Source organism: Bradyrhizobium sp. AC87j1 (genome assembly GCF_002936975.1).
Classification (GTDB): Bacteria; Pseudomonadota; Alphaproteobacteria; order Rhizobiales; family Xanthobacteraceae; genus Bradyrhizobium; species Bradyrhizobium shewense.
Window position 1 is genome coordinate 67,936 of the sequence record NZ_PTFE01000001.1, and the last position, 13,076, is coordinate 81,011.

Consider the following 13,076-nt stretch of genomic DNA (forward strand, 5'->3'; position numbering starts at 1 on the left):
AAGCAAAAATGAGCAAGTCTGTATTGCGGGGGCTGCGTGCCGCAGCCCTCACGGGGACGCTTGTCCTCGGATCATCTCTGGCACTGGCGGCGGAAAATCCGATCAAGCTCGGCGTGCTTGAAGATCAGTCCGGCGATTTTGCCGCCGCGACGATCGGCAAGGTCCACGCCATCCAGCTCGCCACCGAAGAGATCAACAAGGCAGGCGGCATCATGGGGCGGCCGCTCGAGCTCGTCGCTTACGACACGCAATCCGACAACACCCGCTACCAGGAGTTCATGCGGCGCGTCCTCCAGCGCGACAAGGTCGACGTCGTGTTCGCGGGCTTCTCCTCGGCCTCGCGCGAGGCGTACCGTCCGATCGTCGACCAGTTCAATGGCTTCGCCTTCTACAACAATCAGTACGAAGGCGGTGTCTGCGACGGCCACATGATCGTGACAGGCGCGGTGCCCGAGCAGCAGTTCTCCACGCTCATCCCCTACATGATGGAGAAGTACGGCAAGAACGTCTACACGCTCGCTGCCGACTACAATTTCGGCCAGATCTCGGCGGAATGGGTGCGCAAGATCGTCAAGGAGAACGGGGGCAAGATGGCCGGCGAGGAGTTCATCCCGCTCGGCGTGTCGCAGTTCTCCCAGAGCATCCAGAATATCCAGAAGGCCAAGCCCGACTTCGTGGTCACCCTGCTGGTCGGCACCGCGCAGGCCTCCTATTACGAGCAGGCGGCCTCCGCCAACGTCAACCTGCCGATGGCCTCCTCGGTCAACGTCGGCCAGGGCTACGAGCACAAGCGCTTCAAGCCGCCGAGCCTGAAGGACATGTACGTCACCACCAACTACATCGAGGAGATCGACTCGCCGAAGAGCAAGGAATTCTACGCCAAGTTCAAGGCGAAATTCCCGAGCGAGCCCTATGTCAACCAGGAGGCGGAGAACTCCTATCTCGCCGTCTATCTCTACAAGCAGATGGTGGAGCGCGCGAAGTCGACCAAGCGCGAGGACATCCGCAAGGTGATCGCGCTCGGCGACGTCTGCATGGACGCGCCGGAGGGCAAGGTCTGCATCGACCCGAAGAGCCAGCACATGTCGCACACGATCTATCTCGCCAAGGTCGGCGCCGATCATTCGATCTCCTTCCCGAAGACCTGGGAGGACATCAAGCCGTACTGGCTGGGTGAGGCCGGCTGCGATCTGACCAAGAAGGATCCGATGGCCCAGTACACGCCGTCGAATCCTCCGCCGAAACCCTGACGGCGGCTGGTCGCTCCGGCGTTCCCCGCACGCCGGGGCGACCCTCGAACATCTGCGACGGCAATCTCGCGCCTTCCCACATTCTGGTTGTTTCATGAACCTTGCGACCCTCGTCTTCTCTGCGCTCTATCAATTCGGCGACGCTTTCGCGTTCCTGGTGCTCTCGGCCTGTGGGCTCGCGGTGATCTTCGGCATGATGGGCGTGATCAATCTCGCCCATGGCGAGTTCATCATGTGCGGTGCCTATGTGACGGCGGCCACCGTGCATGCCGGCCTGCCGTTGCCGCTCGGAATACTTGCCGGCACCATCGTGTCGGCGCTGGTCGGCGTCGTGGTGGAGCTGGTGGTCATCCGCCATCTCTACGACCGGCCGCTCGACACCATCGTCGCCACCTGGGGCCTCAGCCTGATCGCGACGCAGGGCACGCTGATCATGGTCGGTTCGACCATGGCGGGTGTCGGCACGCCGTTCGGCAGTTTTCAGGTCGGCGACTACTCCTATTCGATCTATCGCATCGTGCTGTTCTGCGCCGCGCTCGGTGTGCTGGCGGGGCTTTATGCACTGTTCAACTGGACGCGCTTCGGTGTGCTGGCGCGCGCCACCATTCAGGTCCCGCACATGGCCGCGGCGCTCGGGGTCGATACGCGTTTGATCTATAGCCTCACCTTCGCCTGCGGAGCGGGGCTCGCCGGCCTCGCCGGTGGTCTCTATGCCCCGACCATGACGCTGGTACCGACCATGGGAGCAACCTTCATCATGGAAGCGTTCGTCACCGTCGTGATCGGCGGCGCCGATGTCTTTCTCGGCACGGCGCCTGCAGGCGGCGTGCTTGCAATAGTGAAATCGGTGATGACGTCCTGGCAGGGACAGCTGTTCGGCCAGATCGGCCTCCTGGTTGCCGTCATCATCGTCGTTCGGGTGCTGCCGAAGGGCATTTCCGGCTTCGTGCTGCGCGAGCGCACCTGACGGGGGATGGCGTCGTGACCGGTTTTCTCTCGTTGTTTCGCCGTCTCGAAGGACCGCAGACCGTCGGTCGCGGTCCGGCCTTCTGGGGCTTGTTCGCCGTCGTGCTCGCAGTCGCACTGGTGTATCCGCTGGTGAGCGACGGCTACACCGTTGGCAACACGGTTTACTTCTTCGTCTGGGTCTTCATCGCTCTCAGCCTCTGCCTGATCTGGGGGTATGGCGGCTCGCTGTCCTTCGGCCAGACCGCCTTTTTCGGGATTGCGGGCTACGGCTATGGCATCCTCACCATCAATTTCGGCTCGGCCTACGGCTTCACGCTGGTGGCGCTGGTGGTGGCCGTCGCGATCGCTGCGCTGTTCGCGATCCTGCTCGGCTATTTCATGTTCTTCGGCCGCATCGCCGGTGTCTTCCTCGGCATCGTTACGCTGGCCGTGACGTTGATGCTGGAGCGATTCATGGCCCAGACCGCAGGGCCGGAGTGGCGTATCGGCAGCGCGCGACTGAACGGCTTCAACGGCATGAGCGCGATGCCGCCTCTGACCATCCCCTGGCCGGGTGAGCCGATCGTGCTGTTCGCGGACGTCGGCCTCTATTACTTCGTGCTCGGTCTTCTCATCTTCGTCTATCTGGGCCTGCGCATGCTGATGAACTCGTCGTTCGGCAACGTCATTGTCGCGATCCGGGAGAACCCGGAACGAGCGGAGATGCTGGGCTACGACGTGCGCAAATACCAGCTCATCACCTTCGTCATCGGCGCGGCGCTCGCAGGGCTCTCCGGCGTGCTCTACACGGTGTGGGGACAGTACATCACGCCCTCGAGCATGGGCATGACGGCGGCGGCGTTGCCGCTGATCTGGGTCGCCGTCGGGGGCCGCAGCGACCTGACTTCTACCGTGATCGGCACGCTGATGGTGCTGGCCGCGTTCCAGGCGCTCACGATCTATGGCAGCCAATATGCGCTGGTCTTCATGGGCGTGTTGCTGGTGCTCACGGTGCTGATCGCGCCGAACGGCCTCGTGCTCGGTGCGATGAACTGGCTCGGCAGGCTCGCCGCCCGCCTGACGCAGAGGATCGGCTGATGTCGCTGCTCGAACTGCGCAAGCTGAACAAGCATTTCGGCGGGTTACACGTCACTAACGCCGTCGACCTCACGCTTCAGACCGGCGAAATCCATTGCCTGATCGGCCCGAACGGCGCCGGCAAGAGCACGCTGTTCCGTCTGATTCTGGGTGAGCATCATCCCGGCAGCGGCGAAATTGTCTTCGCCGGCGAGAACATCACCTCTCTGAAATCCTTTGCGCGAATTCATCGCGGCCTCTCGGTCAAATTCCAGGTGCCCGGCGTATTCAAGGGTCTGTCGGTCCGCCAGAACCTCGAGATCGCACTTCAGATCCGTCATCGCGGCGCCGAGCTCGAAGCGGAGATCGACCGGCTGCTCGCCTTCCTCGGGCTCGGGTCCGAGCAGGCCCAGACTGCCGGCAATCTCAGCCATGGCCAGAAGCAATGGCTCGAGATCGGCATGGCGATCAGCCTGAAGCCGCGCCTGTTGCTGCTGGACGAGCCGACGGCCGGCATGTCGCCGGAGGAAACCCATCTGACCGGAGAGATGGTGCAGCGGCTCAATGCGGACGGCATGACGGTGCTCGCGATCGAGCACGACATGGCTTTTGTCCGCCAGGTCGCCCAGCGTGTCACGGTGCTGCATCTCGGCCAGGTCTTCGCGCAGGGCTCGATCGACGAGATCGTAGCGGATGAACGCGTGGCGGCGATTTATCTGGGGCAGGCCCATGCTTGATGTGCCACGCAAGGAGGTCATCCTCTCGACGCTTGCCTTGCGCGCCGGCTATGGTGGCAAGCCCGTGCTCCAGGGCCTCGAGATCGAGGTGCGGGAAGGCGAGATCGTCGCCGTCATCGGGCGCAACGGCGTCGGCAAATCCACGCTGATGAAAAGCCTGATCGGGCTCGTGCCGGCGATGAGCGGTTCGGTCGTCTATCGCGGCGAAGCGGTGGAATCCCTGCCGGCGCACAAACGGGCGCGCCTTGGCATGGGCTATGTGCCGCAGGGACGCGACGTATTTCCACGACTGACCGTCGGCGAGAACGTCGCGGTCGGCGCCGCGATCAAGGGCGGCGGCATTCCCGAAGCGGGCCGACGCAGGATCGTGGAGGCATTTCCGATCCTCGCCGAACGCTGGCACCAGCGCGCCGGCACCATGTCGGGCGGCCAGCAGCAGCAACTCGCGATCGGACGAGTCTTGATCGCGAACCCCAATCTCATCCTGCTCGATGAACCGTCGGAAGGTATCCAGCCCAACATCATCCAGGATATCGCGCGCAACATGGTCGAGCTCAACCGCAGCACGGGCGTGACCATCATTCTGGTCGAGCAGAACCTCGACATGATCCGCGCCATGGCGCAGCGCTGCTACGTCATGGACAAGGGCCGCATCGTCGCAAATCTCGACCGCGCAGCGCTCGACGACGAAGCGGAGATGCGGCGCCATCTCGCCGTTTGAACGCTGGCCTACGACAGAAGGAGAAAAGAAAATGTCCTGGCACAAAGATTCGATCATGGCTCGCAAGGGCGTGGCCAAGGGTGAGCGCGGCACTTCGCATACGATCACCGAAAGCGAGCAGGGCAAGTATCACTATGTCTACGGCCCCTACGTGAATCCGGTGCTGACCGTGGATCCTGGAGCGGTCGTCTCCGCCGAGACCCACGACGCCTTCGAGGGCGCCATCAAGCACGAAACCGACAGCCCGTCGAAGATTCTCAATTTTCCGTTCCTCAATCCGCAGAATGGACCGATCCACGTAAACGGGGCCGAGAAGGGCGACACGCTCGCGGTCTATATCGAGAGCATCGTGCCGCGCGGGCCGCAGCCATGCGGCACCACCGTGGTCATGCCGGACTTCGGCGGCCTCGTCAGCACGGGGCAGACCGCGCTGCTCAACCCGGCGCTGCCCGAACGGGTCAAGAAGCTGGAGATCGACGCCAAGACCGGCACCAAATGGAGCGACAAGATCACTTTGCCCTATGAGCCTTTCATCGGCACGATCGGAACGTCGCCGGAGATCGAGGCGATCTCCTCGCTCGTCCCCGATTATTACGGAGGCAACATGGACCTGCCGGACGTCGGCGTCGGCGCCATCGTCTATCTGCCGGTCAACACCAAGGGCGCGCTGCTCTATCTCGGCGACTGCCATGCCGCACAGGGGGACGGCGAGCTCTGCGGCGTCGCGATCGAGCATCCGACCGTGACCACGGTTCAGGTCGACCTCATCAAAGGCTGGACGATCGCCTGGCCACGGCTCGAGACCAAGGAGTTCATCATGACCATCGGCTCGGCGCGGCCGATGGAGGATGCAGCGCGCATCGCCTATCGCGAGCTGTGCCGCTGGATGGCGGCGGACTACGGTTTCGAGGAGATCGACGCCTACATGCTGTTGACCCAGGCCGGACGGGTGCGTCTCGGCAACATGGTCGATCCGAAATACACGCTCGGCGCCTCCATCAAGAAATCCTATCTGCGCTAACGGGGGACGTCGATCATGCCGTGCGTGCACAAGGTCGCCACTGTCCAGTTCGAGCCGACCATGTTCGAGAAGGAGCGCAACATCGCGCGCCTGCTCGAACTCTGCGAACAGGCGGCGGCAGCCGGCGCGAAGCTCATCGTCACGCCGGAAATGGGAACCACGGGCTATTGCTGGTTCGACCGCGCCGAGGTTCGGCCCTTTGTCGAGAAGATTCCCGGGCCGACCACCGACCGTTTTGCGGCGCTGGCGCGCAAGCACGACTGCTACCTCGTGGTCGGCATGCCCGAAGCCGACGTGGACGACATCTACTTCAACTCGGCCGTCTTGATCGGGCCCGATGGCATCGTCGGCCGCCACCGCAAGACCCATCCCTATATCTCGGAGCCGAAATGGGCGGCAGCGGGCGACCTGCACAACCAGGTGTTCGATACGCCGATCGGGCGGATTGCACTCCTCATTTGCATGGACATCCATTTTGTGGAAACCGCGCGGCTGATGGCGCTGGGGGGCGCGGATGTCATCTGCCATATCTCCAACTGGCTCGCGGAGCGAACGCCGGCGCCCTACTGGATCAGCCGAGCCTTCGAGAACGGTTGTTACGTGATCGAGAGCAATCGCTGGGGGTGCGAGCGCACCGTCCAGTTCAGCGGCGGGAGCTGTGTGATCGCGCCGGATGGCGGGGTGGTCACGGTCCTCGACAAGGGCGACGGGTTCGCCCTGGCCGAGATCGATCTCGACATCGCTCGTGTGCGCCGCGTGCTCGGCGAGCCGGTCTTCGTTCAGCGTCGGCCCGAGCTGTATCCGGAGTTGCTGACCGATACTTTCAGCTGGAATCCGCGCGAATTCTTCGGTCTCTATGGTCACGAGCCCTGGCCTGAAGGAATGCGCTCGCGCGTCAGCGTGGCCCAATTCGCGCCCGGCGACAGCGTTCCCGAAAATCTCGAGGCGATCGCGAATCTTGCCCGCCGGGCCAAAGCCGAGGGCGCGGATCTCGTGGTATTCCCGGAACTCGCGGTCACCGGCCTGGCAGGTCCGGCGAGATCGGCGCAGCCGATACCGGGACCTGCCACGGACAGCCTGCACGCGCTCGCTGCACAGCTCGAGATCTACATCGTTTGTGGGATGGCCGAACGCGCGGGCGATGCCGTTTACAACAGCGCCTGTCTGATCACGCCGGATGGAAGGATCACGCGTTATCGCAAGACGCATTTGACGGAAGAGGAGCGGAGCTGGGCCACGGCCGGTGATGACTGGGCTGTCGTCGATACGCCGATCGGGCGCATCGGCCTGCTGATCGGCCACGATGCGGCGTTTCCGGAAGCGGGGAGGGTGCTCGCACTTCGCGGCTGCGACGTCATCGCGTGCTGCGCAGCAGTCAAGGGCCCCTTCGGTTCGCCACATGCGGGGACGGCCGTTCTACAGTCGGCACCGATTCCGACCGGCGCCGATCCGCATCATTGGCATCACTTCCGCGTCCGCGCCGGCGAGAACAACGTGTTCCTGGCGTTTGCCAACGTGTTCAATCCCGGACGCGGCTATCCCGGGCTGAGCGGGGTGTTCGGCCCCGATACGTTCGAGTTTCCGCGCCGCGAGGCGATTGCAGCTGACGATACGGACCTTGCCACGGCGCTGGTCGACACTACCAATCTCGACAGCGTTTATCCGACCAATGTCGTGCGACGGAAGGATCTCGTTTCGATGCGGATGCCGCACAGCTACCGGGGATTGGTCAGGGCGGTGGCGAATAACTATTGAATGTGTGACACTAAAGAGAAGAAAAGGAGCCGATCATGGATCTAGGACTTTCGGGCGCCAAGGTTCTCGTCACCGGCAGTACCAAGGGGATCGGTCGCGCGATCGCCGAGACCTTTGCGGCGGAGGGCGCGAATGTCGGCATTTGTGCGCGCAATCAAGCGGATGTTGACAGCACTGTCGCAGCGCTCAAGAGCAAAGGCGTGGCCGCCTTTGGAGCCTCGGTCGACGTTGCCGATGGTGTGGCGCTCAAGGCCTGGGTGGTCGACATGGCGACCAAACTGGGCGGGATCGACGTCGTCGTGTCGAATGTGAGTGCGCTGGCTATCGGGCAGGACGATGAAAGCTGGGCAAGGGAATTTTCGACCGACATGATGGGCACGGTCCGGCTGGTCAATGCGGCCATGCCCTATCTGGAAAAGAGCGCCGCCGGTGCGATCGTCGCCATATCGAGCGTTTCCGGGCGGGAGGTCGATTTCGCGGCCGGCCCCTACGGCACCTTCAAGGCCGCCATCATCCACTACACGCAAGGTCTCGCCAATCAGCTTGCGCACAAGGGCATTCGCGCCAACACGGTCTCGCCGGGCAACACCTATTTCGAAGGCGGAGTCTGGAACACCATCAAGGACACCAATCCGGAGCTCTACAAGACGGCGCTTGCGCTCAATCCCACGGGCCGGATGGGGACCCCGCAGGAGATGGCCAACGCGGTCGTGTTTCTCGCAAGTCGTGCCGCGAGCTTCATCACGGGAACGAACCTCGTCGTCGACGGTGCCCTGACACGCGGTGTGCAGTTCTGAGATGTCACTGCCGCGTTGATCGCGGCGGTCGTCGCATGAATGTCAGGAGGCCGTCGGCCCGGATCGGCTCAGGCCAGATCCGGACCAAAGGCAGAGGCTTGTGCTTGCAAATCAGCCGCAGCTCAGCGGCAACGGCGCGTTGGGATGCAGGTAGTACCAGTCGTAGCAGTCGGGATAGGCGCCGTAGAATCCATACGCGGACCGATAGCGACCATACTGATGTAGTGCGTGGGGACTGAAGCCTGTGCCGCGGGAGGCGATGTGATCGCCGAGACCGAGATGGCCTCCGTCGAAGCGGTGTCCGCCACCGAACGCCGCGGTCCCGCCGGGATGAAATCCTCCGCCAAACCCGCCGGCATGTGCCATGCCGCCGAAATGCGCTCCCCCGCCAAAGCCCATATGTCCGCCGCCAAAGCCGCCGCCGCCAAAACCACCGTGGCCGCCTCCGCCACCGCCGCGCGCCTCGGCCACCCCGACAGTCAACGTCGAGGCAAGTGCCGCTGTGGCTAAAATCATCAATACTCGTTTCATGGGAGCACTCCTTTTCTATCGAGGTGCTCGGCGATCCCTGCAGTTCGCTTCAGCGTCGTGGTGTCGCCAAGCTTCGTGATGAAAGGAAGATAGGAACGGCGCTCGTCAATCCCACTAAATTCGGTTTCAGGAAGACAAGGGCCGATCGGCAAGGTGATGCGGTCGGCCGACCGAGGTGCCCGGTCGGCCGCAAAGCCGTAGCGATCAGAAGCTTCCGGTGCCCGGCTCACAAGGGACGTTGTCGCCGGTCCACGGCGCTGTCGCAAATGCGCCGACACGCGGCGCCGGAACGCAGGTGCGACCATCCCGATAGAGGGATGCGTTCGATGCGGCCGGATTGGCTTCCATGGAGGACGGTCGCACGACGGCGTGCCGTTCGCGTGCCATGACAGGTCCTCCCAGCATGGCGACTGCGATCAATCCGGTCGACAAGAGCTTGAGGGTAGACATTGTGGCTTCTCCTTTGATGACAGCAGGCAGACCAAGCCGGCTCGCGGAGGAGGTGCGAACGATCGCGACCCAACAAAACGCACGAAATGCTCACCGGAGTTCAACGGCCCGTGATCTCTATTCGCGTGGCAGCCACGATCGTGCGAATCCGCAATGTGCGCCGCAAAATCCCATCCTTGTGCGTAACAAGGACCCATCGAGAACATATCTATGGTGCATCGCGAGTCCCGGACGGAGATGGGAGATGACCACGACGACAGCACACCTTTCTGCTCACCCACCGTCGCTGGCCGCCCTCCCAGGCTTCCTGAATTGCTATTTAGTGGTGTTCCATCCTGAGCCGGACTATGTCACCGCAGGGCGAGCGGCTCATCGCATGCAGGCTCAGCGCGGCGCCTTCGGGCGCAATGGGCGTGGAATATGACGACAAGAGCCGCCGAGCCCATGCTTCGTCGCCGCAGGCCGAAGCGCCTCGCAGGAGGTGGGACCGGGACAATGACGCGGATTCTTCTGATCGAGGACGACGCCGAGACCGCCGAGTCGGTCATCGCCGAGCTTGCCGATCGTGGCTTCGAGGTTCAGTGGTCGCCCGATGGCATCGATGGTCTCGATCGGGCGCGCTCGTCATGTCCAGATGCCTTGATCGTCGATCGCATGCTGCCCGGAATGGACGGGCTGACCGTCATCGAGGCGCTGCGCAAGGACGAGGTCGGAACGCCCGTCCTGGTGCTGAGCGCTCTCGGCGCGGTCGATGACCGGGTGCGCGGCTTGCGCATGGGAGGAGACGACTATCTCACCAAGCCGTTCGCGCTCGTCGAGCTCGTCGCTCGGATAGAGGCATTGCTGCGCCGTCCGACCGACAGTCGAGAAACCACGCTGCGCGCCGGGCCGCTGGAGCTCGACCTGATCGACCGGACCGCGCGGCGCGGCGAGCGCGAGATCGATCTGCTGCCGCGAGAGTTCCGCCTGCTCGAATACATGATGCGTCGCAGCGACCAGTTGTTGACGCGCGCGATGCTGCTCGAGGAGGTCTGGAACTATAAATTCGTTCCTGCAACCACGAACCTGATCGACGTGCATATGGGCCGGCTCCGTCACAAGGTTGACGGCCCGGGGGAGGTGCAGCTCATCCATAACGTTCGGGGATCGGGATTCCTCCTGCGTGTGCGTCAATAGCCGCCGCGGCATCCCCAAATCGGGGAGCATGGTTTGCATGACTATCGAGCGTCGGATCGATGCGCCAGTTCCACTTCATTCGTTCGAACACGTTTCTCTGGGCCCTGGCGGTGGCGGCGGCCTTTGCGCTGTTCGTGGTCGGGCTGTTCGCGTTCATCTATTGGAAGATCGATGACTATCTGATCGTCCGGTCGGATCGGATGATCACGACCCAGATCGACTTCCTGGCCAGGCTGCCTTCGGCCCGCCGTGTCAACGCGATCACCGATCACCTCGAACAAGACTCCAGGGGCGTGCAGTACGCGGGACTGTTCGACGCCGCCGGAGCCCGGCTTGCCGGCAACATCGAGCGCGTGCCGCAGGAGCTCGAGCTCGACGGGGTGGTGCAGGGGGTGCGGCTCGATCGCATCACGCAATCGGCTGACCACGATCCGGTGATCAGAGCGGGGGCCAGGCGCCTGGAGGGCGGAGCCATCCTGGTCATGGGGAGAAATGTCGATGAGACGCGCGAGATATCGAGTGTCGTGGGGCAGGCTCTCGCGCTCGGCCTGCTGCCGGCGTTCTGCCTCTGCCTGCTGGCCGGAGCGGGGTTGAGCATCCGTGCCCAGAGGCGCGTGGAGGAAGTGAACCAGCGGGTCCGGCGGATCGTGGCCGGTGATCTGCGCGAGCGTTTACCACAGGACAATGTGGATGATCCGTTCGCGCGACTGGCCGGCATCGTCAATGGGATGCTCGACGAAATGGAGACGATGATCAACGCCCTGACCGGCGTCGGTAACGACATTGCTCATGATCTCAGGACACCGCTCACCCGTGCCCGGCTGGCGCTGGAGAGAGGCCGCACGCACGCGGCCACGCTGGAGCAACTCCATGAGGTCGTCGACAAGGCGGTCGCCGGGATCGATCAGTCGCTCGCAATCGTCACCGCGTTGCTGCGTCTGGCTGAGATCGAGAACAACCGCCGTATGGCCGGTTTCGGCGATGTCGCGCTCGACGAGATTCTGCGCGAGGTCTGCGACGTCTACGAGCCCATTGCCGAAGACAAGAACGTCGCGCTTGGCGTCGCCATCGATCGCAAGGTGCAGGTATGGGGCGATCGCGACCTGCTATTCGAGACGGTCGCCAATCTCGTGGACAATGCCGTCAAGTTCACGCCCGCGGGCGGAATGGTGAGGCTCGAGCTGGTGTCGGCCGACAAGACCGCGCTCGTGCGCGTGAGCGATACCGGACCTGGTATCAACGAGCAGGAGCGTGAGGCCGTGCTGCGACGCTTCTATCGCTCCGATAAGATGCGCCACACGCCCGGGGTTGGACTGGGACTGAGCCTGGTGGCTGCCATCGTCAAGCTTCACGGTTTCAGGCTGATCATTTGCCCGGCCCCCGGCGGGAGGGTCGAGATCCTTATCTCGACAGGAGCAACAAGGGACCGCGCCCCAGCACCTCAATCCCGGATCGCGCGTCACGCGAGGCTTGACCGGACGTGACGTCGGCGGTGATGCCCGACTCTCGGACCGCCTGAAAACGAATTCAGGATTCTCAAGTCCAATTTAGTGGCAGCTCCGCGGGAAGGCCTCTTACGCTTACTCGCCAAGTTCGAGCGCGGGAGCAGCGGATGCAAACTCGTCACGTGATCGTGAGAAACAAGACCTCGACGTTCGGCCGAACTCCGTCGGCAAGCGCGGTCAATGCCTACGCAGCAGCCATCAGGCGATACGATCTGCTGCAGCCTGATCAAGAGCAGCGGCTGGCACGTCGTTGGCAGGAAACGCGGGATCCAGACGCCGCCAACGTGCTCGTCACCAGTCACCTCCGCCTCGCAGCCAGGTTGGCGCGAGGTTACAGGGGATATGGCCTTCCGCTGGTTGATCTCATTTCTGAGGCAAATCTCGGGCTCGTGATCGCGGCCTCACGTTTCGAGGCCGACCGCGGCGCGCGGTTTTCCAGCTATGCAGTGTGGTGGGTCAAAGCGACCCTTCACGAGTACATCCTGCGGTCCTGGTCACTGGTCCGGATCGGTACAACGACGGCCCAGAGGAAGCTGTTCTTCAGGCTCCGCAGCGAGATGAGGAGAGCGACAGGCGGCGAGATGGCGGGCCTCACGCCGGAGGCGGCCAACATGATTGCCGGGAGGCTCGACGTTGCGACGCGCGACGTGATCGAGATGGACTCCCGCTTGAACGGCGACCTCTCGCTGAATGCGCGCGTTGGAGGCGACGAGGAGGGAGCCGAGTGGCAGAGCTTGCTGGTTGACGATGCAATCGACGCCGAGACGGTCATCGCCGAGCAGGAACAGACAGAGCGTCGCACCAACGCGCTACGCCTTGCACTCGATGTCCTTACGGAGCGCGAGCGGCGCGTATTGGAGGCGAGGCAGCTGGCTGAGAACCCCCGCACACTCGAACAGCTTGGTCGTGAACTCTCCATCTCGAGCGAGCGGGTCCGGCAGATCGAGATCTGCGCATTCGCAAGGGTCAGACGGGCCGCGGTACTGGCGGCGCAGAATGCGGCGCGTGCTTTCGGATCGAGTCGACGCGTATCTCCCGCGCGGTGCGATTATTCTCGTGGCGTTCCGGAATCCACTCTGGAAGAACTCACTTCTCTCTGAGCGATCGA

The 13,076-nt window shown here is 63.3% G+C and carries 13 protein-coding genes; 11 read left to right on the plus strand and 2 right to left on the minus strand.

Translation table 11 applies throughout. The features are described from left to right. The first annotated feature begins 8 nt into the window (after positions 1–8). From CV770_RS00310 to CV770_RS00345, 8 genes are all read left to right on the plus strand, one after another. Positions 9–1,250, plus strand: coding sequence for an urea ABC transporter substrate-binding protein (locus tag CV770_RS00310; protein ID WP_104460942.1), 1,242 nt, complete (start codon positions 9–11; stop codon positions 1,248–1,250). Between the two features lie 94 nt (positions 1,251–1,344). Then, positions 1,345–2,217 (plus strand): ABC transporter permease subunit, encoded by an 873-nt coding sequence (locus tag CV770_RS00315; protein WP_091952686.1) that lies wholly within the window; start codon positions 1,345–1,347, stop codon positions 2,215–2,217. 14 nt (positions 2,218–2,231) lie between these two features. After that, positions 2,232–3,296 (plus strand): branched-chain amino acid ABC transporter permease, encoded by a 1,065-nt coding sequence (locus CV770_RS00320; RefSeq protein ID WP_104460943.1) that lies wholly within the window; start codon positions 2,232–2,234, stop codon positions 3,294–3,296. After that, a complete protein-coding gene (locus CV770_RS00325) occupies positions 3,296–4,012 on the plus strand; it encodes an ABC transporter ATP-binding protein (RefSeq protein WP_038947971.1) in 717 nt (238 codons plus the stop codon). The genes CV770_RS00320 and CV770_RS00325 overlap by 1 nt, the downstream gene beginning before the upstream one ends. Next, the gene (locus CV770_RS00330; protein WP_104460944.1) at positions 4,005–4,733 is read left to right on the plus strand and encodes an ABC transporter ATP-binding protein; all 729 of its coding nucleotides are present in this window, start codon (positions 4,005–4,007) and stop codon (positions 4,731–4,733) included. The genes CV770_RS00325 and CV770_RS00330 overlap by 8 nt, the downstream gene beginning before the upstream one ends. Positions 4,734–4,764: 31 nt before the next feature. Beyond that, positions 4,765–5,754, plus strand: a complete 990-nt coding sequence (locus CV770_RS00335; RefSeq protein ID WP_104460945.1) for an acetamidase/formamidase family protein — start codon at positions 4,765–4,767, stop codon at positions 5,752–5,754. A gap of 15 nt (positions 5,755–5,769) precedes the next feature. Continuing rightward, complete coding sequence (locus CV770_RS00340; RefSeq protein ID WP_104460946.1) at positions 5,770–7,509, plus strand: nitrilase-related carbon-nitrogen hydrolase; 1,740 nt, start codon at positions 5,770–5,772, stop codon at positions 7,507–7,509. Between the two features lie 35 nt (positions 7,510–7,544). Next, positions 7,545–8,306 carry an SDR family NAD(P)-dependent oxidoreductase gene (locus CV770_RS00345; RefSeq protein WP_104460947.1) on the plus strand — a complete coding sequence of 254 codons (762 nt, stop codon included), beginning with the start codon at positions 7,545–7,547 and terminating at the stop codon, positions 8,304–8,306. A 111-nt stretch (positions 8,307–8,417) separates the two neighbouring features. Here CV770_RS00345 and CV770_RS00350 read toward each other — a convergent pair whose 3' ends face one another. Beyond that, positions 8,418–8,822 (minus strand): hypothetical protein, encoded by a 405-nt coding sequence (locus CV770_RS00350; protein WP_347337516.1) that lies wholly within the window; start codon positions 8,820–8,822, stop codon positions 8,418–8,420. Positions 8,823–9,041: 219 nt separating this feature from the next. After that, positions 9,042–9,287 (minus strand): hypothetical protein, encoded by a 246-nt coding sequence (locus CV770_RS00355; protein ID WP_091952674.1) that lies wholly within the window; start codon positions 9,285–9,287, stop codon positions 9,042–9,044. Between the two features lie 495 nt (positions 9,288–9,782). Here CV770_RS00355 and CV770_RS00360 point away from each other — a divergent pair, with 495 nt between their 5' ends. From CV770_RS00360 to rpoH, 3 genes are all read left to right on the plus strand, one after another. Further along, on the plus strand, positions 9,783–10,463 hold the full coding sequence (locus tag CV770_RS00360; protein ID WP_091952673.1) for a response regulator transcription factor: 681 nt from the start codon (positions 9,783–9,785) through the stop codon (positions 10,461–10,463). 59 nt (positions 10,464–10,522) lie between these two features. Beyond that, positions 10,523–11,947 carry a sensor histidine kinase gene (locus CV770_RS00365; protein WP_104460948.1) on the plus strand — a complete coding sequence of 475 codons (1,425 nt, stop codon included), beginning with the start codon at positions 10,523–10,525 and terminating at the stop codon, positions 11,945–11,947. A gap of 128 nt (positions 11,948–12,075) precedes the next feature. Next, positions 12,076–13,068, plus strand: a complete 993-nt coding sequence (gene rpoH / locus CV770_RS00370; protein ID WP_104460949.1) for an RNA polymerase sigma factor RpoH — start codon at positions 12,076–12,078, stop codon at positions 13,066–13,068. Positions 13,069–13,076: the final 8 nt, after the last annotated feature.

Bases quoted from the DNA above. Each gene is read 5' to 3' on its own strand.
- CV770_RS00335 (WP_104460945.1), top strand. From the start codon at position 4,765: ATGTCCTGGCACAAAGATTCGATCATGGCTCGCAAGGGCGTGGCCAAG.
- CV770_RS00340 (WP_104460946.1), top strand. From the start codon at position 5,770: ATGCCGTGCGTGCACAAGGTCGCCACTGTCCAGTTCGAGCCGACCATG.
- CV770_RS00315 (WP_091952686.1), top strand. From the start codon at position 1,345: ATGAACCTTGCGACCCTCGTCTTCTCTGCGCTCTATCAATTCGGCGAC.
- CV770_RS00310 (WP_104460942.1), top strand. From the start codon at position 9: ATGAGCAAGTCTGTATTGCGGGGGCTGCGTGCCGCAGCCCTCACGGGG.
- rpoH (WP_104460949.1), top strand. From the start codon at position 12,076: ATGCAAACTCGTCACGTGATCGTGAGAAACAAGACCTCGACGTTCGGC.
- CV770_RS00365 (WP_104460948.1), top strand. From the start codon at position 10,523: ATGCGCCAGTTCCACTTCATTCGTTCGAACACGTTTCTCTGGGCCCTG.
- CV770_RS00345 (WP_104460947.1), top strand. From the start codon at position 7,545: ATGGATCTAGGACTTTCGGGCGCCAAGGTTCTCGTCACCGGCAGTACC.
- CV770_RS00360 (WP_091952673.1), top strand. From the start codon at position 9,783: ATGACGCGGATTCTTCTGATCGAGGACGACGCCGAGACCGCCGAGTCG.
- CV770_RS00330 (WP_104460944.1), top strand. From the start codon at position 4,005: ATGCTTGATGTGCCACGCAAGGAGGTCATCCTCTCGACGCTTGCCTTG.
- CV770_RS00350 (WP_347337516.1), bottom strand. From the start codon at position 8,822: ATGATTTTAGCCACAGCGGCACTTGCCTCGACGTTGACTGTCGGGGTG.
- CV770_RS00355 (WP_091952674.1), bottom strand. From the start codon at position 9,287: ATGTCTACCCTCAAGCTCTTGTCGACCGGATTGATCGCAGTCGCCATG.
- CV770_RS00325 (WP_038947971.1), top strand. From the start codon at position 3,296: ATGTCGCTGCTCGAACTGCGCAAGCTGAACAAGCATTTCGGCGGGTTA.